The organism is Dactylosporangium sp. CA-152071 (assembly GCF_050936335.1).
Taxonomy (GTDB): Bacteria; Actinomycetota; Actinomycetes; order Mycobacteriales; family Micromonosporaceae; genus Dactylosporangium; species Dactylosporangium maewongense.
In genome coordinates, this window is the sequence record NZ_JBNJMZ010000001.1 from 6,631,392 (window position 1) to 6,648,810 (window position 17,419).

Annotated in this window: 4 protein-coding genes; all 4 read right to left on the reverse strand. The window is 69.0% G+C overall.

Annotation, left to right across the window (positions count from 1 at the left end):
- Window positions 1–5: 5 nt before the first annotated feature.
- From ACQEVZ_RS29910 to ACQEVZ_RS29925, 4 genes are read right to left on the reverse strand one after another with little or no spacing between them, the layout of a single operon-like run.
- On the reverse strand, window positions 6–2,270 hold the full coding sequence (locus tag ACQEVZ_RS29910; RefSeq protein ID WP_433372568.1) for a UvrD-helicase domain-containing protein: 2,265 nt from the start codon (window positions 2,268–2,270) through the stop codon (window positions 6–8).
- Window positions 2,267–8,974 carry a DEAD/DEAH box helicase gene (locus ACQEVZ_RS29915; RefSeq protein WP_433372571.1) on the reverse strand — a complete coding sequence of 2,236 codons (6,708 nt, stop codon included), beginning with the start codon at window positions 8,972–8,974 and terminating at the stop codon, window positions 2,267–2,269. Before ACQEVZ_RS29915 ends, ACQEVZ_RS29910 begins: the two co-directional genes overlap by 4 nt.
- Complete coding sequence (locus tag ACQEVZ_RS29920; RefSeq protein WP_433372573.1) at window positions 8,971–14,490, reverse strand: class I SAM-dependent DNA methyltransferase; 5,520 nt, start codon at window positions 14,488–14,490, stop codon at window positions 8,971–8,973. The genes ACQEVZ_RS29915 and ACQEVZ_RS29920 overlap by 4 nt, the downstream gene beginning before the upstream one ends.
- Window positions 14,487–17,375, reverse strand: coding sequence for an SNF2-related protein (locus ACQEVZ_RS29925; protein WP_433372576.1), 2,889 nt, complete (start codon window positions 17,373–17,375; stop codon window positions 14,487–14,489). The genes ACQEVZ_RS29920 and ACQEVZ_RS29925 overlap by 4 nt, the downstream gene beginning before the upstream one ends.
- Window positions 17,376–17,419: the final 44 nt, after the last annotated feature.

A 17,419-nucleotide genomic window follows, 5' to 3' on the forward strand; every position in this document is an offset into this window, starting at 1 on the left:
TGGCTTTAGCTCAGGAACGGGCTGGGGTCGCCGTGCCAGCTGATGGTCAACGCGTCGCGGGCGCGGGTGGCGGCCACGAAGAGGAGGGACCGGGCCTTGCGCTTCTCCCGTTCGTATCGCGGGGGGTCGGCCTGACGGTACCGCTCGATTGCGGCGCGGGGGACGATGCCTCTGCTGACCCCGACGATGGCGAGTTTCTGGTATTCGAGGCCCTTGAAGCGGTGCATCGTGCCGACGTGGATCTCACCCTCGCCGGCTGGGCCGTCCTTGGTGAGTTCGGCGCAGGTGATGTTCGCGCTGGTGGTCAGGTGGTGCATGACCTGGCTGACGAGCTCGCGATCGGCGACGCAGACCGCGATCTGACCGGTGGGGTTCCGTCTGGCGCCGGTCGTGGCGGTGGACAGCTCGTGCAGCCAGTCGGTCAGGACGACGTCCAGACCAGCAAGTTCAGCGTCCCAGGTGTCGAAGGCCGCGAGCCGGGGGGCCGGGCCGTGCAGTACGGAGCGGTAGCCGGCCAGGGTGTCGGTTCCATCGTCGAGGTCGTCGTAGGCGGCCGTGTCGTCGATGATGCGTAGCGCGCGGGCGAGGATCTCTCGGGTGGTGCGATAGCTGAGCGTGAGACGCGCGGAGCGGCCACGGATGCTGATGCCGAGGGCGCCGAGGGAGACCTGATGGTCGTAGATGCGCTGGTGGCTGTCGCCGGCGATGAACATGTCGTTGGGCCGAGCGGGGCCAGCCATGGCGCGCAGCATCTTCCAGTGCGCGGCGCGGAGATCCTGGGCCTCGTCCACGACGATGTGCCGGTAGCGGTGGTCCAGGTGGCGGGCGCCTGAGCCGTCCTTGGGTGCCTGGCCTGCGGCGCGGCGAGTCTCGATCTGCTCGGCCTGGCCGATCTCGTACCGGGCGGCCCGTTCCGCGGCCTGGCCCCAGGTCTCGACGCCGAGTTTGTTGAGTCGGGCGGTGAACACCTCGATGAGCTTCCAGATCTGGCTGCGCTCTGGGCGGGTGAGGGAGCGTCCTCGCCCGGCCCGGCGGACCTGGAAGTATTGGGCACGGGTCGCCACGGACTGGCCGAGGATGACGTGTTCCCACTCCTCGATTAGGAAGTCCGGGTCCCAGCGCTGTTCATCGAGTTCGGCGAGCAGCTGGCGCAGCTCGGTCAGGGCGACCTGATCGCTGATGCGTTGTTTGCGTTGTCGCGGTGTGGTGTTCTCGCCAAGGACCCGGGCGGCGAGCTGGTCGATGTGGGTGACGTCGACGCGGGCCAGCAGCGCGGGGCCGATCAGGGAGGACAGCCGCAGCCGCAGATCGTTGGCCAGGTTGCTGGTGTAGGTGGTGAGCAGGATGGGTTTGTCCGTGCCGGGCGGCAGTTGCTCGGCGAGGTGCCGGACGCGGTGAAGCGCGACGATGGTCTTGCCCGTGCCGGGGCCGCCGGTGACGCGGGCGGGTCCGGTGTAGTCGCGGTTGACGATGCGTTCCTGGGTGGGGTGCAGGAAGACCTTCCAGGCCCGGAAGTCTCCCTCTTCGAGGACGTTGCGGACGTCGTCGTCAATGGTGGTGACTTCGGTGCGGGTCAGCGCAGCGGCGAAGTCAGCCGGGTCGGGCCGATCCTTGAGTGCGACGGGGCCGGTGACCTCGGCGCGGACCGCCTCGATGGTCATTCCGGCGGCCAGGCCGTAGAGGACGTCCTTGGACAGTGGCGGGGCGCCGGCGAGGAGCTGGTCGAGTTCGGCATCGGTGGTGACGGCGAGCGCGAGGCCGATGAGCTGTTCGGCGACGCCGAGTTCGCGGAGCTGTTCGGTGTTGTAGGCGTCGAGCAGCGGCGTCTCGGCCGGTGTCGGCACGGTCGCCGGACTGGTCGGACGGGGTGCCGGTGAGTCGGGTTCGGCCGGGGTGAGGGTGATGCCGACGCGGTGCAGGGCGCTGTCGCCGACGACGGCGAGATCGACGAATTCGATCTCGCCGGTGACCCGGTTGACGGCGACCTGGAGCTCGTCGTAGACGTCCTTGCGGTGCCGGACCGCGATGACCAGCCAGTGCCGGGTGCCGTCGGCGTCGACGCCGACGGGGGTGAGCAGCGCCCGATGTGACTGGTCGACCTTGGCCCGGTAGATGCGGGAGTCGCCCTTGAGCTTCTTCAGGTCCAGACCGGGGTGGTCTGGGTTCTCCCGGAATCGATGGCAGAAGTCGTAGAACTGGCCCTTGACCGATCGTTCGAGCTGGTAGAGCTCCTGTTCGGCCTTGCGGTACAGGCTGAGCCGGGCGGTCATCGGGTCTGGCCTTCCATGTCTGGGAGCCGGTCGAGCAGTTCGTCGAGGTCGTCGAGCCATTCCTCTGCCACGTGCACGGTCCAACCGGCATCGGTGAATGCCTCGTCGCGGCGTTGCGCGTCGTCGTCGCCCGAGTCGTGGCTGTGGACCACACCGACCTTGATGTCGGAGTCGGGCCAGCCGAAGTCGAGGAGCCAGCGGCCGGTGCCGAGTTCGTAGCCGAAGACCGGTGCCTTCTTGCCCCGTTCAGCGAGCAGTTCGGCGAGCCGCAACAGATGGGGGGACTCGTCCGGTTCCTCGCGCAGGATCGGCAGGACGTCGTCGTCCCACGCCGGGTCGCGCCGGGCGGCGCCGGCTGCGGGCGGGATCGCGGGCTGCGGGGTAACCGGCGTGGCTGGGCCGGTCACCCGGGCGCCGTCGAGGCTGTCGAGCTCGCCGATGCCGCCGGTGACCGCCAGAACCTCGACCGGGAAGCCCGCCGCCTGGCTGGTCGCGAGTTGCACGCCGTCACCGCCGGTAGTGGACAGGAACTGGGTGAGGTTGGTCCAGTACAGCCAGGCCCGCCAGCGTTCCCGGTGCGCGTCGGTGGTCAGGACGGCGTCGCTGTCGTCGAGCACCGCCAGCGCTGTCCAACGCAGATGTTCGGGGTCGGTGGCGTCGAGCGCGACGATGATCGGCAGGCCGGTCAGGTCGTGCGCGCGGTAGACGTGCAGCGGCCCGGCCGCACCGGCGGCTGGGCCGCCACCGCCGGTGCCCAGGGCGAGCAGTTCCCCGCGGAGCGCGGCCGCGAGTTCGTCGCGGCGACCGGTCGCGGCGACCGGTGTGGTACCGGCCGCGGCGAACAGGCCGGCGACGAGCGCGCCGGCGCGGCGAGCCCATTGGGTGGGGTCGGGGTCGCGCAGGTAGGCGATCAGGCTGTCGATCGGGTTGGCGAAGACCGCGCCGCCGAACCGGGCGCGGTTGCCGCCGTTGTGCTCGTAGGTCGCCTTGGCGGATTCCTGCGCGGCGTTCAGGTACGGCGGCCAGACCGGCCGGAACCGGGTGGGGCGCTGCTCGAACAGGTCGACGTCGGCCCTGGTGATCTGGAAGACCGTGTGCCCGTCGGCCCGCAGCCGGGTGCGCCGGGCCGCGTCGGCGGCGATCCGGTTGTGCTCGACGCTGGCATGGAACCGGAACCCTTCCAGGTAGACCTTCACACTCTGGTTCGGCCCGTCGACGCGGGTGAACGTGAAGTCGGTCCGGGTGCCCACGAGCTGCTGCTGGGCGGTCAGCCGCCAGTGCACGACGTCGGCACCGCCGGTGAACCGTAGGTGACCGCTGGCGTGCCCGTCCTCGTCGAGCGCGACATCGTCGGTCACCGCGCCCCAGGTGCGCAGGGCTGCCAGGAACCGGGCTTCCAGGTCCGACTCGACCTGCCGGTCCAGGCCGACCTGGCGGGTGTCGGTGATCTGAGTCGTCTGCCAGCCGTCGCCGCCGTTCCGGTCGATCAGCAGCGAATTGATCATGGCCAACGCGTCAACGCGGGAGACGATGTCCTGGAAGGCTTCCGGGGTGTAGCGGTGCAGGCAGCGGTGGCAGGCCCGGCGTTGCTCCTCCGCGCATGGGCAGGTGCGTAGCGCCTCGGCGGCGGCGGCGAGCGTCCGGCGGAACTCCTCGGGCTTGGTGAGCCGGTCCAGGTACCCGGTCCCGCCGGGCAGCGTGTCGAACAGGACGAGGAACCAGCGCCGCTGCACATCGCCCGGGTCGGCGCTGCCAGGCAGCGTATCGGGCATCGAGGCGATGGTGGTGTCCAGATGCTGCGGGTCGCCGCCGAAGTACAGGTCGATGCCCATCCGCAGCGCCGCCCGGAACGAGTGGACCCGGGCGTCGACGTCCACGGTCACGGCCGGCACCAGAACCCGCAGCGCCTCGGTCTGCAACTGGTGGGCGAGCAGCACGGGCTCCTGAGTGACCCCGTTCCGCTTGCCCCGGCGCAGCGGACACCACGGCCGGTGGTGCTTCAGCGCCGGGTCGCGGGCAGCGGACGAGGTCAACGCATCCGTCTCGTAGTCGAACACAGGCCGCCCATCGGCGCTCGCCGCGCCGCAGCCAGTACACACGTGGAATGGGTTGAGTCGTACGGTATGTCCGGCGAAGTCGTCGCGGGCCGGGGCGTCGAACCGCATCGGCCCGACGTTGATCCGGCGGATCACGGCCCGGCGGCAGTAGTCGACGCCGAACGTCTCTTGCTTGTGCCGCCACGAGCCGGGCGCGATCTCGTCCGGCGGGAAGTCGACCGTGTCGACGACGGTGTAGAAGCGTCGGTCCCGTTCGTCCTTATCGTCGCGGATCCGGGCGTCCTCCCGCTTGTCCCGGGAGGTCACCGTGACCGGCTCGACGATTTGGAAGCGGCACGAGCCGTCGTCGGCGATCCGGCCACTGTGGCAGCGCGGGCACGGGGAGCGGTCCGTTACCGCGTCCTCGGTGCGCACGTAGCCGCAGTCGGGGCAGATCCGCCAGTCGTGCCAGTCCCGGCGGCCGTCGGTCGTGATCTCCAGGCCCGTGATCTCGTGCCGGTACCCGTTGACATAGAAGGTGTTGCCGGGTGCCAGCTCCGCCAGCGCGTACCGCCGGGGCCGCTGGTACGCGTCGGTCGTGGCGGTGACCCGTGGCCGGCCGGTCTTCGGGTCGATCCCGTCCTCGCCGTAGAGCGTGGCCGACAGTGTGGTGACCGTGTCGACCAGCGCGTAGTTCGGCAGCAGCCCCAGGTCGCATAGGGCGTTCTGGGCTGGAGTGTCGCCCCGCTCCCGCAGCCGCTTGCCGACCCCGCGCCGCTCGGCGTCCAACTCGGCCTTCTGCCGGGCCTGCTCCGGGTCGGAGTCGTGCAGCGCCTCGTCGGCCTCACCGATCGCCTTGAGTCGACCCTTCAGCACCAGCTCCGTCCGGCGCCACTCCTGCTCGGCCGCCTCGACCGCGGAACGCAGGCCGTGCGTCGCATACGCCTCCAAGGCGTCCCGTGCGGCCTGGCTCACGCCGGTCGGGAACAGGCCGAGGAACCCGTCAACGAGCTCCTTACCTTGTGGCAGCGCCAGTTCAACCAGGTCGGTGAGGTATCCGGAGGGGCCGAACAACGCCGGTGCGTAGGTCGGCAGCGCCCGCATGACGATGCCGTCGGCTCGGACGAGTCGCTCGGCCACCGCCAGATCCAGCAAGTGCGCCAGGTACTGCCGGCGCAGAATCTCGATCGCGGACAGGTAGCAGCCGGGCGGCACGATCGTGCCGGCGATGAGATCCTTCGGCCGGTCCAGGAAGTACAGGTCGCGGCGCCGCCGGTCCGGGATCGTCAGCAGGAACGCGTTGCCGGTGCGGCGGCCGGCCCTGCCGGTCTGCTGGGCGTAGTTCGCTGGTCGGCGGGGCAGCGCCGCGAGCACGACTGCGGACAGGTCGCCGATGTCGATGCCCATCTCCAGCGTCGGTGTGCACGACAGCACGTTCGGCGCCCGGAATCCCGAACCCTGCTTGAACGCCTGCTCCACCCGTTCCCGCTGCGCCCGGGTGAGCATGCCGGTGTGTTCGGCGGTGACCACCTGATAGGTGCCCGCCTGCCGGTACAACTGCCGGTAGTAGTCCCGGGTGTAGTCCCGGTCGCGCTGATGCCGGCCCAGCCCTTCCGGCCGGTCACCGGCCACCAACCGGCCGGTGCGGCACCGGTACGCCGGGCACGGCTGATCCCGCCACTGCTCCAGCAGCTCCGGGTGCACCGTCTGCTCCCAGAAACACACGGGGCAGCGCACGAACGCCTGCCGCACGTCGCCGTCATCGAGCAGCCGTGCCTCGATGTTCCCCGGCCGCAGCCCATACACCCGAGCTGACGCGTCGTTCGGGGTCCGCACCGACAACAGCCCGGCCCCGACCAGTTCAGGCAGCAGCCGCCCCCAGAACTGCGGCGCCAACTCCCGCGGCAACTCCAGGCACCGCCCAGACCAGCGCTCGTACCAGGACAAACGGCCCGTTGCGGGGTCGAACTCGCTGTTCGCCTTCGGCTGGGCGAGCAGGAACACCGGCGCCGCGACCCGGCTGGGGAACGCTCGCATCCCCGCCTCGCGCTGCCCCCAGATAAAGTAGCGGCTGGTACCGGCCTCGTCGATGTACTTGCTCAGCCACTTGTGCCCGACCGCACCCCGGCTGCGCAGCCGTTCCAGGAAGATCCGCAGAAAGCCCAAGTACCGTGCGTCGTCCTGAGCCACGATCGGCAGCTCGTCCCGACCCAGTTCCGTGTGCAGGTCCCGCACCAGCGCCACGGCGGCGGCCGGGTCCGGGATCCGCACCTCCGCGGCGGCGGTCCGGGTCAGTTCCAGAGTGCGGCCGTTGCGGGACCGGAACCCGAACTCCATCAGCGCCTCGAACGCCAGCCGCTGCCCGATCAGATCCCAGGTGGCCAGATCACCGCCCCGCCCGCGACCGGACAGCAGCCGATCCACGCCCTTGAACCCGTGCAGGTCCGGCGGCACGACCGCGGCAAGGGTGTCCTTGTCCGTCGTCGCGGCCACCACATTGGCGATGACGTCGTTCAACGCGGTGCCCGTGCCGTGTTCCAGGTGCTTGGCCAGCAGCGCCCGCAGTGAGAACGTGTACGACCGGTTCGCGACGAACCCGGCCCGGTGCGCGGCGTCCTGCACCGAGTCGTTGAACATCAACGTCTTGGCCTCGCCCGACTCCCGGTCCAGCTCACCGGCGGTGAACAGTTGGGTGATCGCCGCCGCGGCCATAGCCGCGGCGCCGGTGCCGAGGAATCGGATCCGGTTGCGTTCGCCGCACGCCGGGCACCAGTCTTCCCGGGCCGCCGTGTTCGCCGTCGACCCAACGTTGACCAGGACGAACGCCGAATCCCGGGCGGTCAGCCGCGGCTCCTTGCTCTCCGGATCGTAGTCAGCGACCGGATCGGGTAGCCGCAGTCGCTGATGCACCGCATCCAGCACCATCAGCGTCCCGCCAAGGCTCTGCGCCGACGACTCGCCCCGAGCCGGACGCCCGCTGACCCGCATCAACGCCGCGCCCGAGCCTTCGCGTGCCTCCTGGTCGCTCGCCGCGACCAGGTACCGGACGCGGACCTTGTCCTGCCCAGCCGCCGCCCGACGGATCTTGTACGTGTCGGATTGGACCGCCAGGTCGTCACTCTCCGGGGAGAACACCGCCCATCCGGATCGCCCGCAGTCCCGGCAGTACACGGCCGGCAGGAACAGGTTCGCGGCCTGCGCGGCCGTCGCCGTGGTCGCGGGCGCCACCTGGTCGCCGTCCCCCGCCTGACTCGTGCCGACCACATCCCAACGGAACTCGGCCCGCGGCCACGGCAGCACGCCACGCAGCAGCCGGGTCACCGCCCGGGCCCACTGATGCACCTCGACGTGGACGAACGGCCGAGGCTGCTCAGGCGTGGAATTCGGGTCGCGGGCGTAGGACAGCAGCGCCACGAACCGGGCGAGGGCCTCGGCGGCCTTCTCCGGCTGCCGGGTGATCGTCGCCGACCAGCCGCCCGCACCCACTCGCCACATGCCGTCGAGCACCTCGGCGCTGGTCATCAGCGCACCATCGAGACCGGCCAGCACCGCCCTGGTGAACAGATGCTGCCGCAGCACGGCACCAAGCCGGAAGGCATCCGAGTCGCGGTCCCCGGTCACCGCCTCGATCAGGTCGAGCAGCGCCTCCGGACCACTCGCCGGATCGGGCAGCGCCAGCAGTTCCTCGGGTGACGGCTGCGGCAACGTCCTCTGCATTCCCGCCAGCGGGATGAAGTCCTCCACCGTCAGCCTGTCCTCGCCGACGACCGCGTCCGCGGTGAACGTCGTGCCGAACACGTCGGTGGCTACCCCGAGCAGATCCTTCAACCCCTGCTCGTCGGCGGCTGAAGCGAGTGTCGCCGACGTGGCCACCGGGCAGATGTCGCCGAGCGGTCGCCCCTCCTCGGCGGCGCCGACCACGGCGGCGAGCCGACGTAGCAGCATCGCCACGTCCGTGCCCTGCGCGCCGTCGTAGGTGTGGAATTCGTCGACGACCACGTAGCGGATGTCGGCGTCCCGCCACAACGGCGCGTCATCGGACCGCTGCAGCAGCAGGTCCAGCATCTTGTAGTTCGTGATCAGAATGTCCGGCGGGGTCAGCTGCATGTCCAACCGGCGGGTACGGACCCGCTCGTACTTCAGCGCCGCCTTGTCACCGATGTACAACCCAGCCGACAGCGCGCCGAGCCCCGCGTGGTTGGTGAGGAGCAGCTCGTTGATCCGCTGGGCCTGATCGGTGGCGAGCGCGTTCATCGGATACAGGAACACGGCCTTGATGCCGGCCCTGCCCGCGACACGCTCCCGTCGGCAGTGATCGAGCACTGGATACAGGAATGACTCGGTCTTGCCCGAACCGGTGCCGGTGGTCACCAGCGTCGGCTCCGGCTCGTGTCCGTTCGCCGAGGTCAGCCGGGCGAACGCCGCTGCCTGATGGGCATACGGCGTCCAGCCCTCAGGCTGCCACTCCAGATGTTCCCGCCACTGCGGCCCGGCCAGCGTGAAGGGGGTGCGGATTCGCAGGTACGGGCCGCGGAACATGCCCGACGTCTCGTCGCCGAGGAACCGGTGCAGTGCCTCCCTTGCCCCTTCGTCGGCGAGCGCGTACGTCGTTGACAGGTACTGCAACAGGCTCTCTTTGAGCCCCCGCGCCTGCAGCGTCGGCCTCATGACCGCGTCACCTCCCGAGTCGCCGGATCCCACTCACCACGCGCCATGGCGGCGTCCAACTGCGCCTGGAACACCTTGTGCGCTTCCCGCATCTCCGCCTCTCGGTCCGCCCTATGGAACGGCGGCGTGTACCCCTCCGGAGGCGGTACGTGCTGGGTGTCGTTCCGGTACGCCTCAAACTGTGCCCATGTCGTCTTGGACTGCCGCTGCCCAAAGGTGCGGGCGTTGCTGGCGAGCTTCCAACCGTCAGCATCAAACCAGGTCACGGCCTCGTACTTCTGCAACACCGGGAACCGGCCCCGGTATGCGGAGATCAGCGCGTCGGCATTCATGCCGAGCCAGACCGCGACAAGGGCGTCAATCTCGACCAACGCTGAGCGGCGAGCTCGTTCGGTGCGTAGCGGGGTGTCCAGCCGCCAGTCGGGGGTGACGGCCTGCAGAGGTGGCAGACCCTTCCAGTCACATGCCCATCTGTCGTGGATCAGCCACGTCGGGTCAAACAACTCAACCCAGAGATCCGCGTAGACAGCGGTAAGGCAGTTGAGCCGCAGTGTCCGAAGCAACAACGCCGACGCCAATGGGTGCTCTGCCGCCGGCGCCGGCATTGCCTTTGCACCAGCGGTACGGAGATCATTGCGTGCAGTCGCGCGCAAAAAGTAATCCAGTGGAAGCGACGCCCAGAAACCGGCCACGAGCGCAGTCTGTCGTGTACTCGGCAGAATAAGGCTGTGTACGGCTTCGATGTGCGTGACGCCCGGCGGAATCAGGGCGGCGTAGAGCGCACGCTCGGTGTTGGTAGCGATCTGGCGACGCCACGCCAGCCGGTAGAAGTCGACGCTAGGTCGACGGGCCGCCTCGACCAGCGCCGCCTCTACTTTGGCCGGATCCGTCTCGGTCTCTGGTACGCCAGTGGTCATCGCGACCTGATGCCGTGCCCTATCTACTGCCTCGTTGTCGGCCCTGGACCGGGCGAGAACGGCATGGTCCACCCATCGGTCATGGGCAGCCTGAAATGCAGAGCTACGCCCGGGCACCTGGATGTATGCGCTGTCGGGGACGAACGTTTGCGGGAGGGTAACGAGGTCTGCACCGTAGGGGTCATTGCTGTTCGCGTCGTGCCGCTTGAAGACCGCCGTAGCCAGACCAATCTGAATACCTTTGAGAATTACCCCATCCCAGCTGGCCGGTTGGTAGCGCTCACCAATGGCCGGATCGGCGCGGTTGTGCTCGATGAGGTTCTCAGCCTTGGCATTCGTCTCGCTCAACCCCCCGGACATCTGCAGGTCGAGATGGACCAGCCGCAGCGGATAGTCGGCCAGTGTGGCGATCGCAGTCGCCTCTGCTGTGCTTACGGGGAATAGCAGTCGCGTCTGACCGAGCGGCCTGTCCTCCTCATCGAGTAGCCGACGCCAAACGGCGAGGATCACCTCATCGACAGTGATTACTCGAGTCCGGTGCGGCCGTTCGTCGAATTCGCTGTTGCCGAGGCGGATTCCTGGTACAGGACCAGATCCGTCGTGCTCGGGGGAATATCGCAGCGAATCCGCAGAGACCAGCCAGGATAGGTGGTTAAACCGAATCCTCTTTGGTTGACCATATATGTGAACCCCAAAATGTGCGGTATCACCCACCGGACGGGGGAAGAACCGCTGGCCAGAGTTGACGAAGTCGCCATGGATGTGCAGCCGACGGTATGCGGCCTCCCGCAGCGGCCCTTCGTTATCCCCGGTGAAGTGCGTGTCAGGGTGGAGCATGCCCGCCGTCCCGCGGTCCGACGTGTGTGCCCATACCTGACACATGAATGCGCGATACAGGTTCGGCCTGGTACCGGCCAGTAGCGGATACGTTTGAGCGGAGCTGAGGAAAGAGGCATGGGCACTGGTGGTTGTCAGTTCCCCCAGGACGTAGCTCCTAACTTCCGGCCGTTTGAGTAGCTGCCGACGTCGCCGTTCCTTCTCCGATTCTGACGGCTTCTCCTGAAGCGCAAACCACGGCTCGTGCTCGGCTAGCACCGCGTCCGCATCCCAGTCGGGCCGGACCCAGGGCGGGTTGCCGACCTGGAGGTCGAACCCGCCGCTGTGGGCGAAGACGAGGGCGAACTCCAGTTCCCAGTGCAAGAAGCCGCGCTCGGCGGCGATGTTGCGCACGACCCGCAGCCAGGGATAGCGGGTCTCCGGATCGGCGGTGTCCATGCCCATCCACTCCGGCAACAGCCCTTCGAACTGCTTGAGCTCCGTCAGCGTCTCGTACTGGTCGATGAACGTGCCATCGGGGACATCGGCGGTGCCGAGCATGGACTCCACGAAGTCCAGCCAGTCGTCGAGATCCTTGAGCGCGATGACCGACCGTCGGTTGGTCAGGGGTGGTCGCGTCCGCCGACGGGAGTTCGAACGGGCCTTGGGCGCGGGCTGCTCAACGGTGTCTCCGGCACCCCAGTCGAGGTCGTCGAACGTTCCCTGCTCGCCGTCGACCGGGAACAGTGTCATCGGCCGGAACAGTGCCGATACCGTGCGGGCGGCCGGTTGAGTTACGGTCGAGTCCACCGGTGGCGACAGGTCAACAGGTGGCGCGTCGGTCGTGGGCTCAAGCGCGGGCACCTCGTTGGTTGGCACGCTGCCGAGCAGTTCGGCCAGGCTGTCCGGGCTGTTGGGTGCGGGTGATGCCGAGTATTCGGCGGCGGTGCCGTCCAGCAACCCGGCCCGTTCCGCCGGCCAGAACCACAGTGCGCACCAGGCGTCCATAACGGTCTTCAGGCGCCAGTACGGAGTGTCGACCGCCTTGAAGAGGTCGGTGAGGACCTGCTCCTTCGAGGCTGCCTGCTTCGGGTACCGGATGAATTGGTATTCGCTGTCTTCCGGATCGGCGCCCCAGACCTCGACGCGTCGCGCGATGGCCTCCTCGGAGAGCTGCATCCGTTTGACGACGACCGTCCAGAGGAACTCGGCGCGCCGTGCGGCATCGCGCAGCCGGGTGAACTGTGACGGCAGTTCGGGCTTAGGCGCACCATGCTGGATCTTGCGGCTGCCGTCCTTGTTGAGGTGGGCGTCGCTGCGTTTGGGGCGTTGCAGGATGCCGCGCCGCCATGCGCCGAGCTGGTTGGCGGCCTGCGGATCCAGCTTCTTCGCGTCGGTCGAGCCGGCGACCGCGGCCCAGCCAGCGGCGGGCAGGAGGAATTGGTGCACAGAATCACCGTCGAGCGGCTGCGGATGGCCGTCTGCGCGCAGTGGCAATGGGGTCGGTGCCAGACCGCCTTTGGCCTTCAGCCACGCCTTCGCGGTGGAGGAGACGTCGTCGCCGGCGTACACGGCGCGGCGTGCGCCGATGAGGGAATTGCCGCGGCGCAGGTGCAGCCCGAACCACGGTGCGCGCATACCGGGGTGCATGGTGTTGAGCCAGAGGGAGACCTCGGCGAGTTCGACGCCGGTGGCGTTGAGGTCGACACCGTAGGCGTTGTGCAGGGCGATGTACGCCTTGGCCCGCTGCTTCTCGGTGAGTACCTCGCCGGCGGGTACGGATTTGCCGAGTTCCTCTTGGCGGCGGCGCAGGTACTCTTCGGCGACCTGGTTGATTGCCTCATTGAGGAACGCGCCAGAGCCGAGCGCCGGTTCGCAGATCTTGTAGGTGAGCAGCTCGGCGGCGCGGGTCCGCACGACGTTGCCTTCTGCGTCGCGGCCTTGGTCGAGGCGTTCCTTGAGGGCGAGTTCGACGGTGACCCGGGTGAGGGACTCCGGGGTGTAGTAGGAGGCGGACGTCTCTCGTTCCCGACCGGCGAGCCGGTAGACGAAGGACCCCTTCGGGTACTTCTTGGGCCCGCGTAGCCCTCGACGGGCGTCGTCCTCGTCGTGCTGCACCAGGGCCGCGTCGGGGTACTGGTCCTGGCGGTGCGCCGGGATGAGCCACGAGCCCAGTTCCGGGCTGCCGTTCCTGGCGACCTCGCACAGTTCCTCGGTGGCGATGATGCCGGTGTAGGACATCAGGCCCTCGTAGACGGCGCCGAGTTGGTTGATGCCGAGGTTGCGGTACGAGATGAAGCCGCCGCGCTCGCCGCGGGCGCCCTGCTTCATGGTGAGCAGGCGTAGCACCTGGTGCAGCGCGGCGTTGCGCAGCCGCAGGTCGAGCCAGCGCGGGTGGGTCTCGTCTTCGATGGTCGGGTCGACGACTCTGGTGCCGATGAGCCGGATAGCGGTCGGCTCGAACAGTTCGCTGCGCAGCGCCTCGAAGCGCAGGCCGAGGTCCTCGCTGCGGCGGGCCGCCTTCTCCTGGCGAGTTGTCTCGTCGTCGTCGGGCTGGTCGTCGTCGGGTTCGGTGCCGTACCCGCGGTGTCCGTAGTTGACCTTGTTGAACAGGACGTCCAGCGAGGCGTACAGGTGGAAGCCGTTGCGGGCCTCCTCCTCGATGAGTTCCTCGTCCCTGGCGACCAACTCGCGCAGCCGGGCCATGGAGTATCCGGCCTCGTAGCTGCCGTCGTCGGCGGGCAGGATGCCCAACTCCGGCCGGGCCTCGGCGTACAGCAGGAACAGGATCCGGTACAGGAAGCGCAGGCATTCGCGGGTCAGTTCCCGCACGAACGGTGTCCCCGGGTGCTCGATGTCGGCCGGGGTGACCCCGTTGCCGGGCTCGGCCATTCGGTGCAGGACCTCGTTGGCGATGATCTCGACCGAGCGTTGCAGGCCGTGCCGCAGGTCCGCGGAGACGCCGACGGCGTTGGTCGCGGACGCTTTGAGCAGCGCGTCGATGCCCGGGGCGCGGTCGTTGTCGCCGGGGCGCAGCAGGTCGAGGCTGAACAGTGCGGCGATGGTGGCCAGCTCGCCGTACTGGGCGCGGTCGTTGCGTTCCAGTGCGGTGTCGAGGCTTGCGGCGAGGTAGCGGCCCTCGCTCCAGGCGTTGCGGTCGGCGAGGATGACGACCCCGCCGTGCAGCAGCAGCACGAACCGGGGTCGGGGTCCGCCGGCCCCGCCGAGCTCGCTCTGGAACAGCCAGGCGGCCAGGGCAGCGCCGGTGTCGTAGCGTTCCGTCCCGCTGATCCGAAGCGCCGACAGCAGCCGGCCGGCGCTGTCCGGGTCGAGTGCCGTGTCGGTGTCGGCGGCCCAGCCGCAGTCCACGGCGACGATGCCGTGGCCGTGGAACGCCACCGGCACGACGTGGTCACGGCCGGACCGGTGGACGGTCAGGTCGGTCGGCTTCGCGGCATAGCCGAGCGCCCGCAGCACCTCCTGATGCCAGGCGGTCAGGCGCTTGCTCTGCTCCGTGTCGTTCCTGACCGCCCAGAACGTGGCGCCGTCGGCATCGGCCTGAGCTGCCGCGGCGAAGGAACCCCGGACGTCCTCGCCGAGGTACGTGCCGCGCAACCCGCGCAGCAGCTCGCGGGGGGTATTGCGGGGGTCGTGCTCGTCGTTCTCCCGGATCGACCAGGTCGCGAACAATCCTTTGCGGAGGTCGGTGGCGAGCTGCTCGGCGAAGTAGTGCGCGGACAGGTACTCGCCGCGGTTGGTGATGGAGTCGAAGATCGCGCTCACGCGTCGCCTCCAACGGTGCCGGTCCGTGGTTCCAGGACGGCCAGGAGCCGAAGCATCGGCGCGCCGACGGTCTGTAGTGCATTGACGAGGTGCAGCAGTCGGTCAGCGGTCGAATCGACGCCCCGCCGCGCAGGGCGGGGAGCTTCGAAGAGGGCCAGCTGCTGCCATGTCGTGACCTTGTCCCGGTACGGGGCCAGGGTCGCCTCGATCTGTTTCCTGTAGCGGTCCTCCCGCGTGCCGAGGTAGCGGGTGGCCTCGTCGATCGCGGCGGGGATCAGCCGGGTGAGGCCGGGCAGGTCGTGCGGATCGGCTCGGCCCGGCATCTTCGGGCCCAGATCGTAGCGCTCCAGCAGGTCCTGATCGAGAGTCCGCGTCCGCGGTGCCCTCGGTAGTCCGGTGACGGCCATCCATTCCACGATCGTCGGGCGGCCCAGGGCGTTGGAGTAGATCCCCTGCAACAGGAAGACGGGCTCGTCGACGGCTGCGGCGAGCACCGGTGCCTGGTGCCGGCCGACCTCGACGAGCACCTTGTCGGTGACCCAGTCGAGTACCGGGTGGATGTCGGTGACGAACGAGACGTTCGGCCACTGGGACGCAGACGTGTCCCGCGCGGCGCGTAGCCGAGCCTCGGCGAGCGGCTTGGCGAACGTGATCCGCATACGGGCCGGTTCAGTCCGGGTCGGCAGGATCCGCTGCTCCTCAAGGTAGGACTTCGGCAGCGACCGCAGCCGGTAGAGCAGATCCGCCGGCGGCTCGAACGCGATCGTGCCATCGTCGTCGCGGCGCAGCGCCAGCTGGTCCTCGGGGCTGGGCCGGCAGATCTGCCGCAGCGCCTCCTCGAAGTACTCCGAGGTCGAGCCGAACACGGTGAGCACGTTCGCCCGCGCCACCTGTGGACGTTCTGGAACCGCGCCAACCTGCCCGAGCAGCCCGGCGAGGAAGGCAGCACCGGTCTGCCGGGAAGCGGTGATCGACGCCTCGACGGTCCGGCCCGCGATGAGATCCTGCACCAGCCGGTTCTCCTCGTCCTGGGCGCGGTACAGGCCGGTGACCGCCTCCGCGGACCCCTCGATCTTGTGCGCCTCCTCCTCGCGGCTGAGAAGCTTCGCTCCGACGAGCCGGTCGTCGAGGGTGCGGGGTTGACCGGTGTCCGGGTCGACGCGCCAGGGCACGTCGCAGGTGAGGATCAGGGCGCTGAACTGCGGCGGATGCTGCTGGCCGTAGCGGTCGATCCGGCCGTTGCGCTGCTCGATGCGGATCAGTGACCAGGGCAGGTCGTAGTGGATCAGCCGGTGGCACTGCTGGTGCAGGTTGACGCCCTCGGAGGCGATGTCGCCGGTGAACAGCAACCGGACCGGGTCGTCGCGCAGCCCGAACCGCTCGATGATGCGGCGCTGGTCCTCGTCGGCGGTGACCTCGCCGTGCATGACCTGCGCGGCACCGCCGAACGCCAGCCAGGGCCGACGCGGGTCCGCAGCGATGCCGCGGGGAAAGCCCAGCGCCGCCGGCACCGCCTCGGCGAGCCACGTCAGCGTCGGGATCCGCTCGGAGAACACCACCACCCGGGTGTCCGAGCCCGGCCCGACACCCGCGGCGGTGAGCTGATCCACCAGCGCCCGGAACTTCGCCGCGTCAGCGTCGCCGATCCGCTGGGCGAGCGTCCGCAGCGTGATCAGCGCCGCCCGCTCCGCCTGACGGGCCGCAGGGTCGGTCGGCTCCTTCGCGAGCGAGGCGTCCAGTGTCCCCAGCCGGGTCGCGACCGTAGCCAGCAGCGCCCGATGCGACGACAGGAACGACTTGAACAACTGGTACGGCACCAACTGCGACGTGCTCACCGACGGGCCGGACCCGTCACCCGGGATCCACCGCGCCGCCAACTCCGCGAAGACCGGCACCTCGGCCTCGCCGGCCGGCACGGGGATCGACCGCGACGGCGCCCGATCGGCCCATGCTCCGGTGAGCCCGTCACGCACCTCCGGCGACGTCTTCGTGCGCCTGATGTACAGGTGGTCGAGATCGCCGACCTCGTATGCGGCGGGGTTCGCGATCGCGGCCTCGTCCAGCATCCGAATCAACTCGGCGAACGACGCCGCCTTGCCGTTGTGCGGGGTCGCAGACGCCAGCACCAGCGCATCGGTCCGCCGGGCCAGCAGCGTCGCCAGGTCATTGTTTTTCGTGCCTCGGTTGAGCAGGTTGTGCGACTCGTCAATGACGACGGCATCCCAGTCGGTGCGCTCCAGATGATGCGCGTAGACGTCACTCTTCAGGGTGTCGACCGAAATGATCGCCCGTCTGAAATACGCGAACGGGTTCCGGCCCGCGGGAATCTCCCGCTGGATCCGTTGGATTCCGGTCGAGTCGAGCCGTACCAGCGGGATCGCGAACCGCGTCCACAACTCCCGCTGGAACTGCTCCAGGACGTGTTGCGGCGTCACCACCAGGATCCGCTCGCCGCGTCCACGCCGGATCAGCTCCGCCAACAGGATCCCGATCTCCAGGGTCTTACCCAGCCCGACAACGTCCGCGATGAGGATCCGCGGCTGCGGATTGCGCATCGACAGCGCCAGCTCGGCCGGCCGCAACTGGTGCACCTGGTGATCCATGAGGAACCCGTCGGCCAGGGCAAGCCCGTGCTCGGTCTGCGGCAGCGGCGTCTTGCGCAGAACCGCCTCCAGGAACAGCCGGGCCCGCCGATGGTTCGGCGAGTCGTCGGCGACCAGCACGGTGTCCCGAGGATCAAGAACCCGGATGTCGTCGAGCCGGTCGTAGAACACGGCATCGGTACCGCGGACGAACGAGGACACGCCCGTCACTTCGACCATCCAGCCGTCGCGCTGGGTGTGGGTCGTCTTGCGGACGAGCCACTGCTCGTCGCGGACCAGCACTTGGACACCCGGCGGGTAGCCTGCCGCCGCGGTCCTGTGTTCTA